Origin of the sequence: Pseudomonas sp. EL_65y_Pfl2_R96 (assembly GCF_963970905.1) — a bacterium.
Taxonomy (GTDB): domain Bacteria; phylum Pseudomonadota; class Gammaproteobacteria; order Pseudomonadales; family Pseudomonadaceae; genus Aquipseudomonas.
Genome location: NZ_CAXAQH010000001.1, coordinates 12873 through 28229, shown reverse-complemented (window position 1 = coordinate 28229; position 15357 = coordinate 12873). Strand labels below are relative to the sequence as shown.

Below are 15357 nucleotides of genomic sequence, written 5' to 3'. Positions count from 1 at the left end.
CAGCCTCAACGGAGAGCTCCCCCATGACTGATACCCCCGATCGTGACGAACGCCACCTGGCGCGCATGCAGCGCAAAAAAGCCGTGATCGACGAACGCATCGCCAACTCCCCGAATGAATGCGGCCTGCTGCTGGTGTTGACCGGCAACGGCAAAGGCAAGAGCAGCTCGGCGTTCGGCATGCTCGCCCGATCCATGGGCCACGGTATGCAGTGTGGCGTGGTGCAGTTCATCAAGGGCCGCAACAGCACCGGCGAAGAACTGTTCTTCCGGCGTTTCCCGGAGCAAGTGCGTTTTCATGTGATGGGCGAGGGCTTCACCTGGGAAACCCAGGACCGCCAGCGCGACATCGCCGCCGCCGAAGCCGCCTGGGCTGTGTCTCAGGAACTGCTGCGCGATCCGTCCATTGGTCTGGTGGTGCTCGATGAACTGAACATTGCCCTCAAGCACGGTTACCTCGATCTCGATCAGGTGCTCAGCGACTTGCAGGCCCGTCCGCCGATGCAGCACGTGGTGGTCACCGGTCGTGGCGCCAAACCGGAGATGATCGAGCTGGCCGATACCGTCACCGAAATGGGTGTGATCAAGCACGCGTTCCAGGCCGGGATCAAAGCGCAAAAAGGCGTCGAGCTGTGAATCAACCACGTCATTGCCCGGCGGTGCTGATTGCCGCGCCGGCCTCCGGTCAGGGCAAGACCACCGTCACCGCCGCGCTGGCCCGGTTGCACCGCAATCAGGGGCGCAAGGTCCGTGTGTTCAAATGCGGCCCGGACTTTCTCGACCCGATGATTCTCGAGCGTGCCAGCGGTGCGCCGGTGTATCAACTGGACATGTGGATGGTCGGCGAGCAGGAAAGTCGCCGCCTGTTGTGGGAGGCTGCCGGTGAGGCGGACCTGATCCTCATCGAAGGCGTCATGGGGCTGTTCGACGGTACGCCATCCAGCGCCGACCTGGCGCGGCACTTCGGTGTGCCGGTGCTCGGCGTGATCGACGGCACCGCGATGGCGCAGACCTTTGGCGCACTGGCCTTGGGCCTTGCGCGCTATCAGCCGGATTTGCCGTTTGCCGGTGTGTTGGCCAACCGGGTCGGCACCTTGCGTCACGCGCAATTGCTTGAAGGTAGCCTGACGGAAGGCTTGCGCTGGTACGGCGCGTTGTCCCGGGAGACCGGGATCGAATTGCCGAGCCGGCATCTCGGCCTGGTTCAGGCCAGCGAACTGAATGACCTCGACCTGCGCCTTGATGCGGCGGCCGCCTCACTGGCCAGCAGTTGCGATGTGGCGTTGCCGCCGGCCGTAGAGTTCGCTGCGCCTGAAATGATCGCCGCCGAACCGTTGCTGGCCGGTGTGCGGATTGCCGTGGCCCGGGACGAAGCCTTCGCGTTTACCTATGGCGCGAGCCTGGATCTGCTACGGGCCATGGGCGCCGAATTGTCGTTCTTCTCGCCTATCCGCGACACCGGCTTGCCGGAGGCAGACAGTCTTTATCTGCCGGGCGGCTACCCCGAATTGCACCATGTGGCGTTGTCGCAAAACACATCGATGCTGACCGCCATCCGCGCTCACCACGCGGCGGGCAAGCCGTTGCTGGCCGAGTGTGGCGGCATGTTGTATCTGTTGGATTCGTTGACCGATGTCGAGGGCTCTCGCGCTGAACTGGTTGGCTTGCTGACCGGTGACGCGGTGATGCAGAAGCGTCTTGCCGCGTTGGCTTTGCAGGCGGTCGAATTGCCGGAAGGTTTGCTGCGTGGGCACACCTATCACCACTCGCTGACCAGCACCGAACTTGAGCCGATTGCTCGAGGTTTGAGCCCCAATGGCGGGCGAGGGGCGGAGGCGGTTTATCGTGAGGGGCGGATGACGGCCTCTTATGTGCACTTTTATTTTCCGTCCAATCCATCGGCGATTGCCGCGTTGTTTGTGCCTGACCGCCAGGACGCCTTCGCGAGCAGGCTCGCTCCCACAGTGGACCGCGTTTCGTCAGACAACACCGTTTCTAATGTGGGAGCGAGCCTGCTCGCGAAGAGGCCATGACTGACAACGCATTCTCCGAAGCCGAACGCGAAGCGGTCTATCGGGCAATCGCTGAACGCCGCGACATGCGCCACTTCAGCGGCGGCACCGTCGAGCCTGAGTTACTTCGTCGTCTGCTCGAAGCCGCACACCAGGCACCGAGCGTCGGCCTGATGCAGCCCTGGCGTTTCATCCGCATCAGCGACCGGGCACTGCGCGGCAAGATCCAGCACCTGGTGGAAGACGAACGCATCCGCACCGCCGAAGCCCTCGGCGAGCGCTCCGACGAATTCATGAAGCTCAAGGTCGAAGGCATCAATGACTGCGCCGAGGTGCTGGTCGCCGCGCTGATGGACGATCGCGAGCGCCACATTTTCGGTCGTCGGACATTGCCGGAAATGGACATGGCCTCGCTGTCCTGCGCTATCCAGAACCTTTGGCTGGCGTCCCGCGCCGAAGGCCTGGGCATGGGCTGGGTGTCGCTGTTCGAGCCGCAAGCCCTGGCGGATTTGCTGGGTTTACCGACCGGGGCCAAGCCTTTGGCCGTTCTTTGTCTGGGGCCGGTCAAGGAATTCTATCCGGCGCCGATGCTGGTACTCGAAGGCTGGGCGCAGGCGCGTCAGCTCAACGAGTTGCTGTATGAAAATTATTGGGGAGTGAGTCAATGAGTGTGGCGTTGTTGAGTGTCGCCGCGGTCGCGCTGGATGCGCTGCTGGGTGAACCTAAACGCTGGCATCCGCTGGTGGCGTTCGGTCGTTTTGCCGATCGCATCGAACAACGTTTCAACTCCGCTGGCCGCGGCTGGCGCAGTCATGGTGTGACGGCCTGGGTGATGGCGGTCGTGCCGCTGACCTTGCTGGTCACCGCGCTGTCCTGGGCGCCTTACGTTGGCTGGATCGTCGAGATTCTCGCGCTCTATTGTGCTCTGGGCATGCGCAGCCTCGGCGAGCATGTCGAGCCGGTGGCCAAGGCTCTGCGCAGCGATGATTTGGTTGAGGCGCGCACACGCGTCGGTTATCTGGTCAGCCGCCAGACCAGCGAGCTGGACAAAACCGAAGTCGCCCGCGCCGCCACCGAATCGGTGCTGGAGAACGGCAGCGATGCGGTGTTCGCCGCACTGTTCTGGTTTGCCGTGGCGGGTGCGCCCGGCGTGGTGCTCTATCGTCTGAGCAATACCCTGGATGCGATGTGGGGTTATCGCAACGAACGCTTCGAACGTTTCGGCTGGGCCGCGGCAAAGATCGACGATGTCCTGAACTACATTCCCGCACGCCTGGTGGCGTTGACCTACGCGCTGCTGGGCAAAACCCGGCTGGCGCTGAAATGCTGGCGTACACAAGGGCCGACCTGGGACAGCCCGAATGCCGGGCCGGTGATGGCGGCCGGTGCCGGTGCGCTGGGTGTCGAGTTGGGCGGGGCGGCGATTTATCACGGTGAACTGCATCAACGTCCGCAATTGGGCGAAGGCGTGCCGGCGGATGCCGATTCCATCGACCGTGGCTGGCAATTGGTCCAGCGCGGGGTATGGTTATGGCTGCTGATTCTCTGCGTGGGGGCTGAATTCTATGCTTGAGCACGGTGGCCGGTTGCGCAAGGCTGCGCGTGAATACGGTATCGCCGAAGCCGATTGGCTCGACCTGTCCAGTGGCCTGGCGCCCTGGCCATTCCCGGTTCCGGACATCCCGTTGCGGGCCTGGGCGCGGTTGCCGGAAACCGATGATGGTCTGGAGCAGGCCGCCTGTGACTATTACGGTGCGGCTCAGGTGTTGCCAGTGGCGGGTTCGCAAATGGCTATCCAGTTGCTGCCGCGCCTGCGCCGGGCCGGCAAGGTCGGCGTGCTGTCACCGTGTTACGCCGAACACGCCGAAGCCTGGCGCCGCAACGGTTACATCGTGCGTGAAGTGCTGGAGTCGGAAGTCGATTTCTTTCTCGACAGCCTTGATGTGCTGGTGGTGGTCAACCCGAACAATCCCACGGGGCTGAGCCTGACCCCGGCTCGCCTGCTGGATTGGCATTCACGGCTGGCCCGACGCGGTGGCTGGCTGGTGGTTGACGAAGCGTTCATGGACAACACGCCGCATTTGAGCCTGGCGCCGTTTGCCAACCAGATCGGCTTGATCGTGCTGCGCTCCTTTGGCAAGTTTTTCGGCCTGGCCGGTGTGCGGCTGGGGTTTGTGCTGGCTGAGCGCAAGTTGCTCAAGCTGCTGGCCGAGCAAGTGGGGCCATGGGCCGTCAGTGGGCCGACCCGAGTGCTGGGCCAGGCGTGCCTGACGGATACGCACGGGCACACCCGACAGCGCATTCGCACTGACGAGGCTGGCGAGCGTCTGGCACTGTTGCTTGAACAGTATGGTTTCAAACCTCAGGGCGGCTGCGCGTTGTTCCAATGGCTGATCACCGAGCGCGCCGAAGCACTGCATGAGTTCATGGCCCGACGCGGCATTCTGCTGCGATTGTTCACCCACAACAGCAGCCTGCGGTTTGGCTTGCCGGCGGATGAAGCGGATTGGTCGCGCCTCGAACAAGCCCTGCAAACCTATGCCAAGGAAAACCCATGACAACGTTGATGGTGCAAGGCACCACATCCGACGCCGGTAAAAGCACACTGGTGACGGCGCTGTGTCGCTGGGTCACGCGTCAGGGCGTGAGTGTCGTGCCGTTCAAACCGCAGAACATGGCCCTCAACAGCGCCGTGACCGCCGACGGTGGCGAGATCGGCCGTGCTCAAGCGGTGCAGGCCCAGGCCGCCAACCTCGAACCGCACACCGACATGAACCCGGTGCTGCTCAAACCCAACAGCGATACCGGTGCCCAGGTGATCATTCATGGTCGCGCGGTCACTACGATGAATGCCGTCGCCTATCACGACTACAAAGCCATCGCGATGCAAGCGGTGCTGGCCTCTCATGAGCGTTTGAGCGCGGCGTATCCGCTGGTGATGGTCGAAGGGGCGGGTTCGCCGGCAGAGATCAACCTGCGCGCCGGCGACATCGCCAACATGGGGTTTGCCGAGGCGGTGGATTGCCCGGTGGTGCTGATCGCCGACATCAATCGCGGCGGGGTTTTCGCGCATTTGGTCGGGACGCTGGAGCTGCTGTCGCCCAGCGAACAGGCGCGGGTCAAAGGCTTCATCATCAACCGTTTTCGCGGCGACATCGCTTTGCTGCAACCGGGGCTGGACTGGCTGGAAGCACGCACCGGCAAACCGGTGATCGGCGTGTTGCCTTATGTGATGGACCTGCACCTGGAGGCCGAGGACGGCCTCGATCAGCGTCAGAACGACAAGGCCGATCAAGTGCTCAAAGTGGTGGTGCCGGTACTGCCGCGCATCAGCAACCACACCGATTTCGATCCACTGCGCCTGCATCCGCAAGTGGACCTGCAATTCATCGGCCCCGGCCAGACGATTCCGCCGGCCGACCTGATGATTCTTCCCGGTTCGAAAAGCGTGCGCAGCGACCTCGCGTATCTGCGGGCCAACGGCTGGGACACGGCTATCTCGCGGCACTTGCGCTACGGCGGAAAGGTGCTGGGGATCTGCGGCGGTCTGCAAATGCTCGGCGAGCAGGTGCATGACCCGCTGGGCCTCGAAGGCGCACCGGGCTCCAGTGCCGGTTTGGGCTGGCTGTCGTTCGAAACGCAACTTGAAGAAGAGAAGCAGTTGCGCAATGTGCGTGGGCGCCTGGCACTGGAAGATGCGCAGGTCAGCGGCTATGAAATTCATGCCGGCGTGACCACGGGACCGGCGCTGGAAAACGCCGCCGTGCGGCTGGACGATGGTCGCTGCGACGGCGCGCAAAGTGTCGATGGACAGATTTTCGGCACGTATCTGCATGGCCTGTTCGAATCCCCGGCGGCGTGCAGTGCGTTGTTGCGCTGGGCCGGTTTGCAGGATGTGCAGGAAGTCGATTACCACGGGCTGCGCGAGCGCGATATCGAGCGACTGGCGGATCTGGTGGAGAAGCATCTGGATACTTCATTGCTGCGTGAACTCTGTGGGATTTGAGGTGGCTGCACAGGCCCCATCGCGGGCAAGCCCGCTCCCGTTCCCTGGGTGGACCAAAATCTGTGCACAGCCTCGATCCTTGTGGGAGCGGGCTTGCCCGCGATGACGCCCGTCGCCTCACCGCACATTTGAAGGACTGAACCATGCTGCAACTGATCCTCGGCGGCGCCCGATCCGGCAAAAGTCGCCTGGCTGAAAAACTGGCGACAGACAGTCAGCTACACGTCACCTACATCGCCACCAGCCAACCCCTGGACGGTGAAATGAACGAACGAGTTGCCCATCACCGCGCCCGTCGTCCGGCCGAATGGGCGTTGATCGAGGAACCGCTGGAACTGGCCCGCGTGTTGTGCGAAAGCGCCAGTGCCGATCGTTGCTTGCTGGTGGATTGCCTGACGCTGTGGCTGACCAATCTGCTGATGCTCGACGACGCCGAGCGCCTCGCCGCCGAGCGCGAAGCCCTGCTGGACTGCCTGGCGTCGTTGCCGGGTGAAATCATTTTTGTCAGCAACGAGACCGGAATGGGTGTCGTGCCGCTGGGCGAATTGACTCGCCGCTATGTCGATGAAGCCGGTTGGCTGCATCAAGCCTTGGCCGAGCGCTGCCAACGTGTCGTCCTGACCGTCGCCGGCCTGCCCCTGACTTTGAAAGGAACTGCGTTATGACTCACTCCTGGTGGCTGAACCCATGCAAGCCGATCGATGCGCAAGTGGTCGAACAGGCGCAGGCGCGTCAACAGCAACTGACCAAGCCTGCCGGCTCGCTCGGCCAGCTCGAATCGGTGGCGGTGCAACTGGCCGGGTTGCAGGGGCAGGTCAAGCCGACGCTCGATCAGCTGTGGATTGCGATTTTTGCCGGTGACCATGGCGTGGTCGCCGAAGGGGTGTCGGCGTTTCCCCAGGAAGTTACCGGGCAGATGCTGCACAACTTTGTCAGCGGTGGCGCGGCGATCAGCGTGTTGGCGCGACAGTTGGGGGCTTCTCTTGAAGTGGTCGACCTCGGCACCGTTACACCGTCGTTGAATCTGCCGGGTGTGCGTCATCTGAACATCGGCCCGGGCACGGCGAATTTCGTCCAGGGGCCGGCGATGACTCAGGCCCAGGGCGAGCTCGCCTTGCAGGTCGGCCGCGACAGTGTGCAGCGCGCTATCGCAGCAGGCGCGCAATTGTTCATCGGTGGCGAAATGGGCATCGGCAACACCACGGCGGCCAGCGCGTTGGCCTGTGCCTTGCTCGATTGCCCGGTGGTGCACCTGGCCGGGCCGGGCACCGGACTGAACGCGGCGGGTGTCAGCCATAAAGCCCAGGTCATCGAGCGTGCCTTGGCGTTGCATGGCACTCAGCGTGGCGATGCGCTGCAAACCTTGTTCAATCTCGGTGGCTTCGAAATCGCTGCGCTGGTCGGTGCGTATCTGGCCTGTGCCCAGGAAGGTGTCGCGGTATTGGTCGACGGGTTTATTTGCAGTGTTGCCGCTCTGGTGGCGGTGCGTTTGAATCCGGCTTGCCGTGAGTGGTTACTGTTCGGTCATCGTGGCGCCGAGCCGGGCCATCGCCATGTGCTGGAAACCCTGAACGCCGAACCGTTGCTGGACCTCGGTCTGCGGCTGGGCGAGGGCAGTGGTGCGGCGTTGGCCGTGCCATTGTTGCGGCTGGCCTGCGACCTTCACGGGCAGATGGCAACGTTCGCCGAAGCCGCGGTGGCGGATCGCCCGGCATGACCTTGCGCCTGGACCTGTTGCGCCATGGCGAAACCGAACTCGGCGGCGGTTTGCGCGGCAGCCTCGACGATGCGCTGACCGGTAAGGGTTGGGAGCAGATGCGCGCTGCGGTGGTCGAGCAGGGCCCTTGGGATCGCTTGGTCAGTTCGCCGTTGCAGCGCTGTGCACGCTTTGCGCAAGAGCTTGGGGCACAACTGGGTTTGCCGGTGCAGCTGGACAAAGACCTGCAAGAGCTGCACTTCGGTGCCTGGGAAGGGCAGAGAGCAGCGGCGCTGATGGAAACCAGCGCCGAGGCGTTGGGCTTGTTCTGGGCCGATCCCTATTCGTTCACACCGCCTGACGGTGAACCGGTGGCGGACTTTTCGGCACGGGTGTTGGCGGCGATCGAGCGGCTGCACGCGGCCTATGCGGGTGAGCGAATCTTGCTGATCAGCCATGGCGGCGTCATGCGCTTGTTGCTGGCGCAAGCACGCGGATTACCGCGTGAGCAGTTGCTCAATGTTGAGGTCGGCCATGGTGCGCTGTTCTCGCTATCGGTTGAATCCGGCACCTTGTTAACGGAAGCGATCTGACCATGTTGCCGTTCTGGATCGCCCTGCAATTTCTGAGCAGCCTGCCGATTCGCCTGCCGGGCATGCCGACGCCCGAGGAATTGGGCCGGTCGCTGCTGTTCTATCCGCTGGTCGGTTTGCTGTTCGGCGCGATTCTGTGGGCACTGAACTGGCTGTTGCTAGGCACGCCATTATTGCTTCACGCCGCACTGCTGCTGAGCGTCTGGGTATTGCTCAGCGGTGCGTTGCACCTGGATGGCCTGGCCGATAGCGCCGATGCATGGCTCGGTGGTTACGGCGACCGTGAACGCACCCTGACCATCATGAAAGACCCTCGCAGCGGGCCGATCGCGGTGGTGACGCTGGTGCTGGTGTTGCTGCTCAAGTTTGCCGCATTGCTGGCATTGATCGAGCAGCAGCACAGCGTGGTCCTGATCATCGTTCCGTTGATTGGCCGCGGCGCGTTATTGGGGTTATTCCTGACCACGCCTTATGTGCGTCCTGGCGGATTGGGGCAGGCGCTGGCCGATCATCTGCCGCGTTTGGTCGGGCGGCAGGTGTTGGCGATCAGTGCGGTGGCTTGTGTGTTGATGGCGGGCCTCAGTGGTGTATGGGCGCTTGTGCTGGCCATTGTGGTGTTTGTCTGGTTGCGGCAAGTGATGTTGCGGCGACTGGGCGGGACGACGGGCGATACCGCCGGGGCGTTGCTGGAGTTGCTGGAAGTGGCGCTACTGGTGGGCTTGGCGCTGCTCTGAATCCCACAGGTAATATGTATCAAAAATTTGCTTTCATTTAACCGCGGGTATATACACGCACCATGCTTCCTTCTCAATGTTTGTGCACCAACCTGCGTCGCGCCGCTCGTGGCGTCACCAGGCATTATGACGGCGCTCTCGACGGCTTCGGGATCAACGTTGCCCAGTATTCTCTGTTGTGCAATCTGCAGCGTCTGGATCAACCGAGCATCTCGTCTCTGGCCGAGGCCATGGGCCTGGATCGCAGCACCCTGGGGCGCAATCTGCGGGTGCTGGAGGGTGAAGGCCTGGTGACGCTGGTCGAGGGCGAAGACATGCGCAATCGCATCGTCCTGCTCACTGAAACGGGGCGCGAACGTCTGGCAGCGGCCTTGCCGGCCTGGGAAGCGGCGCAGCAGCGGTTGATCGACCGTCTGGGTGCCGAGAAGCGTGAAACCTTGCTGAAACTGCTGGACGAACTGGCTTGAGGCCAGTTTGTTCGATCTTAAGCGGGTATATACCCGCTACCGGAGAACAAGAATGACATCAATGTGGCGTACATGCGGTTGGGTGCTGTTGGGCAGTGCGCTGATTCTGGCGTTGTCCCTGGGGGTGCGACACGGCTTCGGGTTGTTTCTGGCGCCCATGAGTGCCGAGTTCGGCTGGGGCCGCGAAGTGTTTGCCTTCGCCATTGCCCTGCAGAACCTGATCTGGGGCCTGGCGCAGCCGTTCACCGGTGCACTGGCCGACCGCTTTGGCGCCGCGAAGGTGGTGTTGATCGGGGGTGTGCTGTACGCCCTGGGTCTGGTGTTCATGGGCTTGTCCGATTCGGCGCTAACCTTGTCCTTGAGCGCAGGGTTGTTGATCGGTATCGGTCTGTCCGGCACTTCGTTCTCGGTGATTCTCGGCGTGGTCGGCCGTGCCGTGCCACCGGAAAAACGCAGCATGGGCATGGGCATCGCCAGTGCTGCCGGTTCCTTTGGTCAATTCGCCATGTTGCCCGGTACGCTGGGGTTGATCGGCTGGCTTGGCTGGTCCGCGGCTTTGCTGGTGCTGGGCCTGCTGGTGGCGCTGATCGTGCCGCTGGTGAGCATGCTTAAAGACAAACCGCTGCCGATCCTCGGGCACGAGCAAACCCTTTCTGAAGCGCTGCGCGAAGCCTGCTCCCATTCGGGGTTCTGGCTGTTGGCGTTCGGCTTTTTTGTCTGTGGTTTTCAAGTGGTGTTCATCGGTGTGCACCTGCCGGCCTATCTGGTGGATCAACATTTGCCGGCCTCCGTCGGCACCACGGTGCTGGCGCTGATCGGGCTGTTCAATATTTTCGGTACTTATACCGCGGGCTGGCTTGGCGGGCGGATGTCCAAGCCGCGCTTGCTCACCGCTCTGTATCTGTTGCGAGCGGTGGTGATTGTGCTGTTCCTCTGGGCGCCGGTCACTCAAGTCACGGCTTATTTGTTCGGCATGGCCATGGGGTTCCTCTGGTTGTCGACGGTGCCCTTGACCAACGGCACGGTAGCGACCTTGTTCGGCGTACGAAATCTGTCCATGCTCGGTGGGATTGTTTTCCTGTTCCACCAACTGGGCTCGTTCCTTGGTGGCTGGTTGGGCGGGGTGGTGTATGACCGAACCGGGAGCTACGACTTGATCTGGCAGGTGGCGGTTCTCTTGAGTCTGGTGGCGGCAGCCCTGAACTGGCCGGTGCGCGAGCAGCCGGTGGCGCGTCTGCAAACCCGGATGAGTGCCGCATGAACAGTCTCTGGCCGCGGATGGCTGCAATCGCCCTCGGCATATTGCTGCTGGCCTTGGCATGGTGGGGCTGGCATCGGGGTGGGCTGGCGTTGATGCAGTTGGGCATGGGGGCTTGCTAGCAAGCGGCGAAGGCGCGTAATTTCGTTTTCTGACGATTGCTCAAGGATGCACCGACATGCTGATGCGCTGGCTTGCAGTCCCCGCGTTGCTGACGGTTTTTGCCGGGTTGGCCCAGGCGGCAGAATGCCTGGAGTTGTTGCAAGGCTCATTGCCCAAGCTGCGTGCCAAGGAATCCATCGATCTGTGCCAGCGCTTCGCCGGCAAGCCACTGGTGGTGGTCAATACCGCGAGCTTCTGTGGCTTCGCCCCGCAGTTCAAAGGGCTTGAGGCGCTGTATCAGCGTTACAAGGATCAAGGGCTTGAGGTGATCGGTGTTCCGTCCAATGACTTCAAACAAGAGTCCAAAGATGGCGCAGAGACTGCCAAGGTCTGCTACGTGAACTACGGCGTAACCTTCACCATGACCGAGCCGCAAAAGGTCCGCGGCGATGACGCAACGCATTTATTCAAGGTTCTTGCTGAACAAAGCAGTTCGCCGAAGTGGAGTTTCTACAAGTACGTGGTTGATCGCCAGGGCAAGGTGATCGCCAATTTCTCCAGCCTGACCAAGCCCGACAATCCCGAGTTCATCGAGGCGGTGGAGAAAGCCCTTGCCTCGAAACCCTGATCGACGCGCACTAAAAAGCCCCGCCTCTATACAAGAGTGCGGGGCTTTTTCAATTCAGGCGGCGAGGGGTTCAGGTTCGCCGTGAATCATCAGAAACGGTAGGTCGCGCCTACACCGAAACCGTTCGCCGAGTTTTCATACGTGGCGTTGTAGGTCTGGCCACGGTTGTTGCTGTTGTTGATCTTGACCGACTCTTCACGCAGGTACGAGTACGCCACATCGATGGTCAGGTCGTCGGTCGGGCTCCAGCCGGCGCCCAGGCTGAAAATCTTGCGATCGCCCGTCGGGATCCGTGGGGAACGGTTGACGTTGTTGGTCGGTGCCTGGTCGAAGGACAGGCCGGTACGCAGTACCCATTCCTTGTTCAACTGGTAGGACGCGCCGATGGCGTGAGCCCAGGTGTCGTGCCAGTTCTGCTCTTCGGTGATGGTGCCGAACTGGCCATTCAGGATGGTCGGCACGCCTTTGTTTTCGGCGGAGATTTCTTTCAGGCGGCTCCAGCGAGTCCAGGTGCTGCCTGCGTAGAGGGTCCACTTGTCATCCAGCTGATGAGTGAGCGAGAGGTCGACCGACTCAGGCGTGGTCACGTCCAGCGAAGCATCATACTTCTGGCTTGGGCTTTGGCCCACGGCCGCGAGGACGTTGTAGTTGACCTTGGTGTCGCCTTCGAGCTTGTACTTCACTTTCGAGTGGTAGGTCAGGCCGACGCGCGTGCTGTCGGTGGCTTGAACCAGTACGCCGACGTTGTAGCCCAGCGCGGTGTCGTCACCCTTGATCTTGACCTTGCCGTCCGGCGCGGCCTGGGTGATCGACAGATTCGATTCCAGGGTGCCGGTAATGCGGTTGATGGTCGGACCGAAGCCGATCGACACCTTATCGTTGAAGGCGTAGCTGACAGTCGGTTGCAAGGTCATGACTTTTACGTCGCTCTTGCTGCCGAAGTAACGGCCGGCAAAGCCTTTCTCGTAGTCAGTCACCAGGCCGAACGGGGCGTACATGCCAATACCGAATGCCCAATGGTCATCGATTGGCTTGACGTAGTAACCCATCGGCACGGCGAGGAGGGGAACCATGTCGCCATCGTTGCTGCCGCTGTTCGGGCGGGAGCTGGCGTGGCTGATATCCGTGTGTGCGTCGAGCAGTGCGACGCCGCCGGTCACTTGTTCGCGCTTGAGGCGAGACATGCCAGCAGGGTTGCCGAAAATGGTGCTTGCGTCGTCGGCAGAGGAAGATCGCCCGGCAAAACCTGTACCCATCCCGCTGATGCTTTGTTCGTTGATGGCAAAGCCAGCTGCAAAGATCTGGGTGGATGCCAAGGCAACGGCGAGGCTAAGGGTGGTTTTGAGCATTACTTTTTTCATTATTAGAACTCCTGGTGATCACCGGAGCGGAAATTACCAATATTTTCGTCCGGGCGCTATAGCCCGTATCGCTTGAGTTAGAGCGGTTTTGTAGGACAATCCGACCAAATTCGCGCCTATTTGGCGATTTTTGAAACGGGGGTGGTCAGCAGGCGACCTGATTCAGCGGTGAAACACAGGTTTGCCAGGCGCAGGTGAAATCTCTGAGACGTCCTTGGGGCTGGAAGGTCTGGCGCCAGATTCGGGCCATTCCCAACAAGTCATCGGCGGCGGGGAGGGGAGTGTTCTGTTCTTCTACCAGCAGCCAGGCGATGGCGGTGGCGTAGCGCAGGTTGACGGTCAATTCGAGGTGCGGTCCGCTTAAAAAAGCATGCTGACTGGCCAGTCCGCGGACCAGGCTCGCCCGTTCCGGGTCCAGGGCCAGGTAGTGATCCCAAAGGGCCTGGTGGCGGGGTTCGGCGATTCGGTACAGGCCATGTCCACGGCGGTCATGCAGGGCTGAGCCAAGGGCAGACTGACTGGCGGCAATGCCCAGCAGCAGGGATTCGGCAGTCGCGCTATGGCGTCCGAGGTAGATCAATGTCGGACGGATCACATAACGGCACAGTTCGCTGGCAGCGATACCCATAACGCCCTCGAAACATGAAGTGGTCGGCGATACCTGAAGGAGGCCTTGGCAGCAATGAATCGAATCAGGTTCGCCGGAAGCGGCTCAAGCCGCTTGAGTTGAAGTGTAGTGTCATTATTTTGCTGTAAAGGACTGTTTTTAAAATATTTCCGGCTTCGAGTTATAACCGTTATATCGGTTGGTGCTTAGCCGTGGGGCACGAAATGAGAAATATCGGGCAATAAAAAGCCCCGCTTTTCAGCGGGGCTTTTGAGGTTTTCAGCCTTTCTGGCGTCTCAGGCAACCAGTGCCTGGCGAGTACGCTCGATCACAGCCTGCAGCGGTTCTGCGCTGGAGTATTGATCGGGGTACAGGCGTTCGCTATGACGAGCGATGCCGTGTTCGTTGACCAGAGTAAAGCTGAAGCAGCCTTTGCGAGCGGCCATGATCAGGCAGTTCATTGGTGCAAAAGCGTTGGTTAGGGTGCGAATGGCATCCTGAGTGTGGATTTGAGTAGACATGATTGGGTGTTCCTACAAGCGACACGGATAAGAACCGTGCAAAGTTAAAACGTTCCAGTGACGACGACCACCATTGGTCGAACGAAGAACCCGACTGGAACAAAGCAGCCAGTTTGAAGCGCTGATAAGTTGGCGCGCTTGGGCTGGCAGGTAGGTACTTAGGAGGGCAGGCGACACATCAAGGGCAAAGGTTCTGGGCCCGGGGTGAAGATCCTGATCAATTTGCAGGTTGGTTCGGTCAGAGTAAGTGAGCTTCGCAACACCCTTTGCTTTCGATTCAAAGGCTGTGTTGGCGCAAGATTTACCTGGAAACCATCGAGGTGGTCGATCCCGCTTTGTCGGTGGAGGCTTCTTCAGGAAGGCTGACCGGGGGGATTTGTTCGACCAGAATTGACTTTCAGCTTGGTACTAACGCCGCGGATACTAACGGATTGAATGGCCGAAGGGAAGCCTGTTCGTAAAAAGATCGCTGGAGTGCCTGCCGACCACGTCTGGATGAGTTATCGGAAAAGTCTACTTGCAGACATGTGCCCCCTAATAGCCCGGAACCCGGCTGTTGTCCTGAGAGGACGATCGAGCCAGGATCAATCGGTAGCGCGGGTTGCCCGGGTTTATCCCCAGGTGTTGCCGACAAAACGCGCCGAAAAAGCGCATCGATATAACCGCCTCGCAGGGACTTGTGCACATAAGTTGCGCGGGTTGTCATTCCACTGTCATCCTCGCCTCAACGGGGGTGGCTGCCTGTAACGAAAATTTAAGTCAATGAAAAACATCGCTTTTTTTTACTGGTGAAAAAATCGTCAGTTTGACTGCGGGCCCCATTCCACACGGCTTTGCGCGAGTTCAAGGGCGGTTGTCCACTGAGTTATCCACAGCTTCTGTGGATTGTCCCAAGCACTTGCTCTAGGACGGGCGTGCAGGCTTTTTCCGGCTTTACCTGTACGAAAAAAAGAGTAGAGTGCGCGCCTTCCGATCTGCCCCACAGTGCTTTATGAAGTTTCGCTCAGTATCAGTCTCTGCTGCCTCAACAACCTCCAGTGTTACCCCACCCAAGCGCTTTTCGATGCGTGTGGCCGAGTGGCTACTGGACAGCCCGCGCCTGGGCGAAAATTCCAACGTCAAACACTTGGCCGGACGTCTGCTCAAGCAGCCTGCCCGTGACGGCGTCGTGGCCGCGCAAAGCCGCCTCGGCCAGCTGATGTGCCGCGAATGCGGTAATGCCCGGGATCGCCGCATTGGCCAGGAGCTGTTGCGCCAGGCCGCGCGTGCCGGGGACCGACGCGCCCGACAGGAACTCGGCCTGATCGAAGACTGAGCTGTCCAAGACCTGACGCCTTGGTTAACCTTCACGCTTTATCGAATCGGCAGGAGTG

At 61.0% G+C, this 15357-nt stretch carries 18 protein-coding genes; 15 read left to right on the top strand and 3 right to left on the bottom strand.

Features of this window, described 5'->3' with window-relative positions; genetic code table 11:
• Positions 1 to 23 precede the first annotated feature (23 nt).
• The 14 genes from cobO (at position 24) to AACY49_RS00075 (ending at position 11495) form a co-directional block, all read left to right on the top strand.
• Entirely contained in the window at positions 24 to 635 is a 612-nt protein-coding gene (gene cobO / locus AACY49_RS00140) for a cob(I)yrinic acid a,c-diamide adenosyltransferase (RefSeq protein WP_059402199.1), read from the top strand.
• A complete protein-coding gene (locus AACY49_RS00135) occupies positions 632 to 2032 on the top strand; it encodes a cobyrinate a,c-diamide synthase (protein WP_339521330.1) in 1401 nt (466 codons plus the stop codon). Before cobO ends, AACY49_RS00135 begins: the two co-directional genes overlap by 4 nt.
• Positions 2029 to 2679: a 5,6-dimethylbenzimidazole synthase gene (gene bluB / locus AACY49_RS00130; RefSeq protein ID WP_258696884.1), complete on the top strand. Its 651-nt coding sequence runs from the start codon at positions 2029 to 2031 to the stop codon at positions 2677 to 2679. Before AACY49_RS00135 ends, bluB begins: the two co-directional genes overlap by 4 nt.
• On the top strand, positions 2676 to 3584 hold the full coding sequence (gene cbiB, locus AACY49_RS00125) for an adenosylcobinamide-phosphate synthase CbiB (protein WP_018925130.1): 909 nt from the start codon (positions 2676 to 2678) through the stop codon (positions 3582 to 3584). Before bluB ends, cbiB begins: the two co-directional genes overlap by 4 nt.
• Positions 3577 to 4569 carry a threonine-phosphate decarboxylase CobD gene (gene cobD / locus AACY49_RS00120; protein WP_258696883.1) on the top strand — a complete coding sequence of 331 codons (993 nt, stop codon included), beginning with the start codon at positions 3577 to 3579 and terminating at the stop codon, positions 4567 to 4569. The genes cbiB and cobD overlap by 8 nt, the downstream gene beginning before the upstream one ends.
• Complete coding sequence (locus AACY49_RS00115; protein ID WP_258696882.1) at positions 4566 to 6017, top strand: cobyric acid synthase; 1452 nt, start codon at positions 4566 to 4568, stop codon at positions 6015 to 6017. The genes cobD and AACY49_RS00115 overlap by 4 nt, the downstream gene beginning before the upstream one ends.
• Before the next feature lie 143 nt (positions 6018 to 6160).
• Positions 6161 to 6682, top strand: a complete 522-nt coding sequence (gene cobU / locus AACY49_RS00110; protein WP_258696881.1) for a bifunctional adenosylcobinamide kinase/adenosylcobinamide-phosphate guanylyltransferase — start codon at positions 6161 to 6163, stop codon at positions 6680 to 6682.
• The gene (gene cobT / locus AACY49_RS00105; RefSeq protein WP_339521329.1) at positions 6679 to 7734 is read left to right on the top strand and encodes a nicotinate-nucleotide--dimethylbenzimidazole phosphoribosyltransferase; all 1056 of its coding nucleotides are present in this window, start codon (positions 6679 to 6681) and stop codon (positions 7732 to 7734) included. Before cobU ends, cobT begins: the two co-directional genes overlap by 4 nt.
• Entirely contained in the window at positions 7731 to 8306 is a 576-nt protein-coding gene (gene cobC / locus AACY49_RS00100) for an alpha-ribazole phosphatase family protein (protein ID WP_339521328.1), read from the top strand. The genes cobT and cobC overlap by 4 nt, the downstream gene beginning before the upstream one ends.
• Positions 8307 to 8308: 2 nt before the next feature.
• A complete protein-coding gene (locus AACY49_RS00095) occupies positions 8309 to 9040 on the top strand; it encodes an adenosylcobinamide-GDP ribazoletransferase (RefSeq protein ID WP_339521327.1) in 732 nt (243 codons plus the stop codon).
• 62 nt (positions 9041 to 9102) lie between these two features.
• Complete coding sequence (locus tag AACY49_RS00090; RefSeq protein ID WP_339521326.1) at positions 9103 to 9507, top strand: MarR family winged helix-turn-helix transcriptional regulator; 405 nt, start codon at positions 9103 to 9105, stop codon at positions 9505 to 9507.
• 52 nt (positions 9508 to 9559) lie between these two features.
• Positions 9560 to 10768 carry an MFS transporter gene (locus tag AACY49_RS00085; protein ID WP_258696876.1) on the top strand — a complete coding sequence of 403 codons (1209 nt, stop codon included), beginning with the start codon at positions 9560 to 9562 and terminating at the stop codon, positions 10766 to 10768.
• Positions 10765 to 10887, top strand: coding sequence for a hypothetical protein (locus tag AACY49_RS00080; RefSeq protein WP_339521325.1), 123 nt, complete (start codon positions 10765 to 10767; stop codon positions 10885 to 10887). The genes AACY49_RS00085 and AACY49_RS00080 overlap by 4 nt, the downstream gene beginning before the upstream one ends.
• 56 nt (positions 10888 to 10943) lie before the next feature.
• Entirely contained in the window at positions 10944 to 11495 is a 552-nt protein-coding gene (locus AACY49_RS00075; protein ID WP_339521324.1) for a glutathione peroxidase, read from the top strand.
• 89 nt (positions 11496 to 11584) lie between these two features.
• Here the strand turns inward: AACY49_RS00075 and AACY49_RS00070 are convergent, their stop codons facing one another.
• The 3 genes from AACY49_RS00070 to AACY49_RS00060 all read right to left on the bottom strand — a co-directional run bounded on the left by AACY49_RS00070 (position 11585) and on the right by AACY49_RS00060 (position 13984).
• On the bottom strand, positions 11585 to 12856 hold the full coding sequence (locus tag AACY49_RS00070) for an OmpP1/FadL family transporter (protein ID WP_258696873.1): 1272 nt from the start codon (positions 12854 to 12856) through the stop codon (positions 11585 to 11587).
• 145 nt (positions 12857 to 13001) lie between these two features.
• On the bottom strand, positions 13002 to 13484 hold the full coding sequence (locus tag AACY49_RS00065; RefSeq protein ID WP_046032924.1) for a hypothetical protein: 483 nt from the start codon (positions 13482 to 13484) through the stop codon (positions 13002 to 13004).
• A 275-nt stretch (positions 13485 to 13759) separates the two neighbouring features.
• Positions 13760 to 13984, bottom strand: coding sequence for a hypothetical protein (locus AACY49_RS00060; RefSeq protein ID WP_007898912.1), 225 nt, complete (start codon positions 13982 to 13984; stop codon positions 13760 to 13762).
• A 991-nt stretch (positions 13985 to 14975) separates the two neighbouring features.
• Between AACY49_RS00060 and AACY49_RS00055 the strand changes: the two genes are divergently transcribed.
• Positions 14976 to 15299: a sel1 repeat family protein gene (locus AACY49_RS00055; RefSeq protein WP_258696872.1), complete on the top strand. Its 324-nt coding sequence runs from the start codon at positions 14976 to 14978 to the stop codon at positions 15297 to 15299.
• Positions 15300 to 15357 lie beyond the last annotated feature (58 nt).

Coding starts and splice junctions, on each gene's coding strand:
- cobO (WP_059402199.1), top strand. CDS start 24: ATGACTGATACCCCCGATCGTGACGAACGCCACCTGGCGCGCATGCAG.
- bluB (WP_258696884.1), top strand. CDS start 2,029: ATGACTGACAACGCATTCTCCGAAGCCGAACGCGAAGCGGTCTATCGG.
- cbiB (WP_018925130.1), top strand. CDS start 2,676: ATGAGTGTGGCGTTGTTGAGTGTCGCCGCGGTCGCGCTGGATGCGCTG.
- cobD (WP_258696883.1), top strand. CDS start 3,577: ATGCTTGAGCACGGTGGCCGGTTGCGCAAGGCTGCGCGTGAATACGGT.
- AACY49_RS00115 (WP_258696882.1), top strand. CDS start 4,566: ATGACAACGTTGATGGTGCAAGGCACCACATCCGACGCCGGTAAAAGC.
- cobU (WP_258696881.1), top strand. CDS start 6,161: ATGCTGCAACTGATCCTCGGCGGCGCCCGATCCGGCAAAAGTCGCCTG.
- cobT (WP_339521329.1), top strand. CDS start 6,679: ATGACTCACTCCTGGTGGCTGAACCCATGCAAGCCGATCGATGCGCAA.
- cobC (WP_339521328.1), top strand. CDS start 7,731: ATGACCTTGCGCCTGGACCTGTTGCGCCATGGCGAAACCGAACTCGGC.
- AACY49_RS00095 (WP_339521327.1), top strand. CDS start 8,309: ATGTTGCCGTTCTGGATCGCCCTGCAATTTCTGAGCAGCCTGCCGATT.
- AACY49_RS00090 (WP_339521326.1), top strand. CDS start 9,103: ATGCTTCCTTCTCAATGTTTGTGCACCAACCTGCGTCGCGCCGCTCGT.
- AACY49_RS00085 (WP_258696876.1), top strand. CDS start 9,560: ATGACATCAATGTGGCGTACATGCGGTTGGGTGCTGTTGGGCAGTGCG.
- AACY49_RS00080 (WP_339521325.1), top strand. CDS start 10,765: ATGAACAGTCTCTGGCCGCGGATGGCTGCAATCGCCCTCGGCATATTG.
- AACY49_RS00075 (WP_339521324.1), top strand. CDS start 10,944: ATGCTGATGCGCTGGCTTGCAGTCCCCGCGTTGCTGACGGTTTTTGCC.
- AACY49_RS00070 (WP_258696873.1), bottom strand. CDS start 12,856: ATGAAAAAAGTAATGCTCAAAACCACCCTTAGCCTCGCCGTTGCCTTG.
- AACY49_RS00065 (WP_046032924.1), bottom strand. CDS start 13,484: ATGGGTATCGCTGCCAGCGAACTGTGCCGTTATGTGATCCGTCCGACA.
- AACY49_RS00060 (WP_007898912.1), bottom strand. CDS start 13,984: ATGTCTACTCAAATCCACACTCAGGATGCCATTCGCACCCTAACCAAC.
- AACY49_RS00055 (WP_258696872.1), top strand. CDS start 14,976: ATGAAGTTTCGCTCAGTATCAGTCTCTGCTGCCTCAACAACCTCCAGT.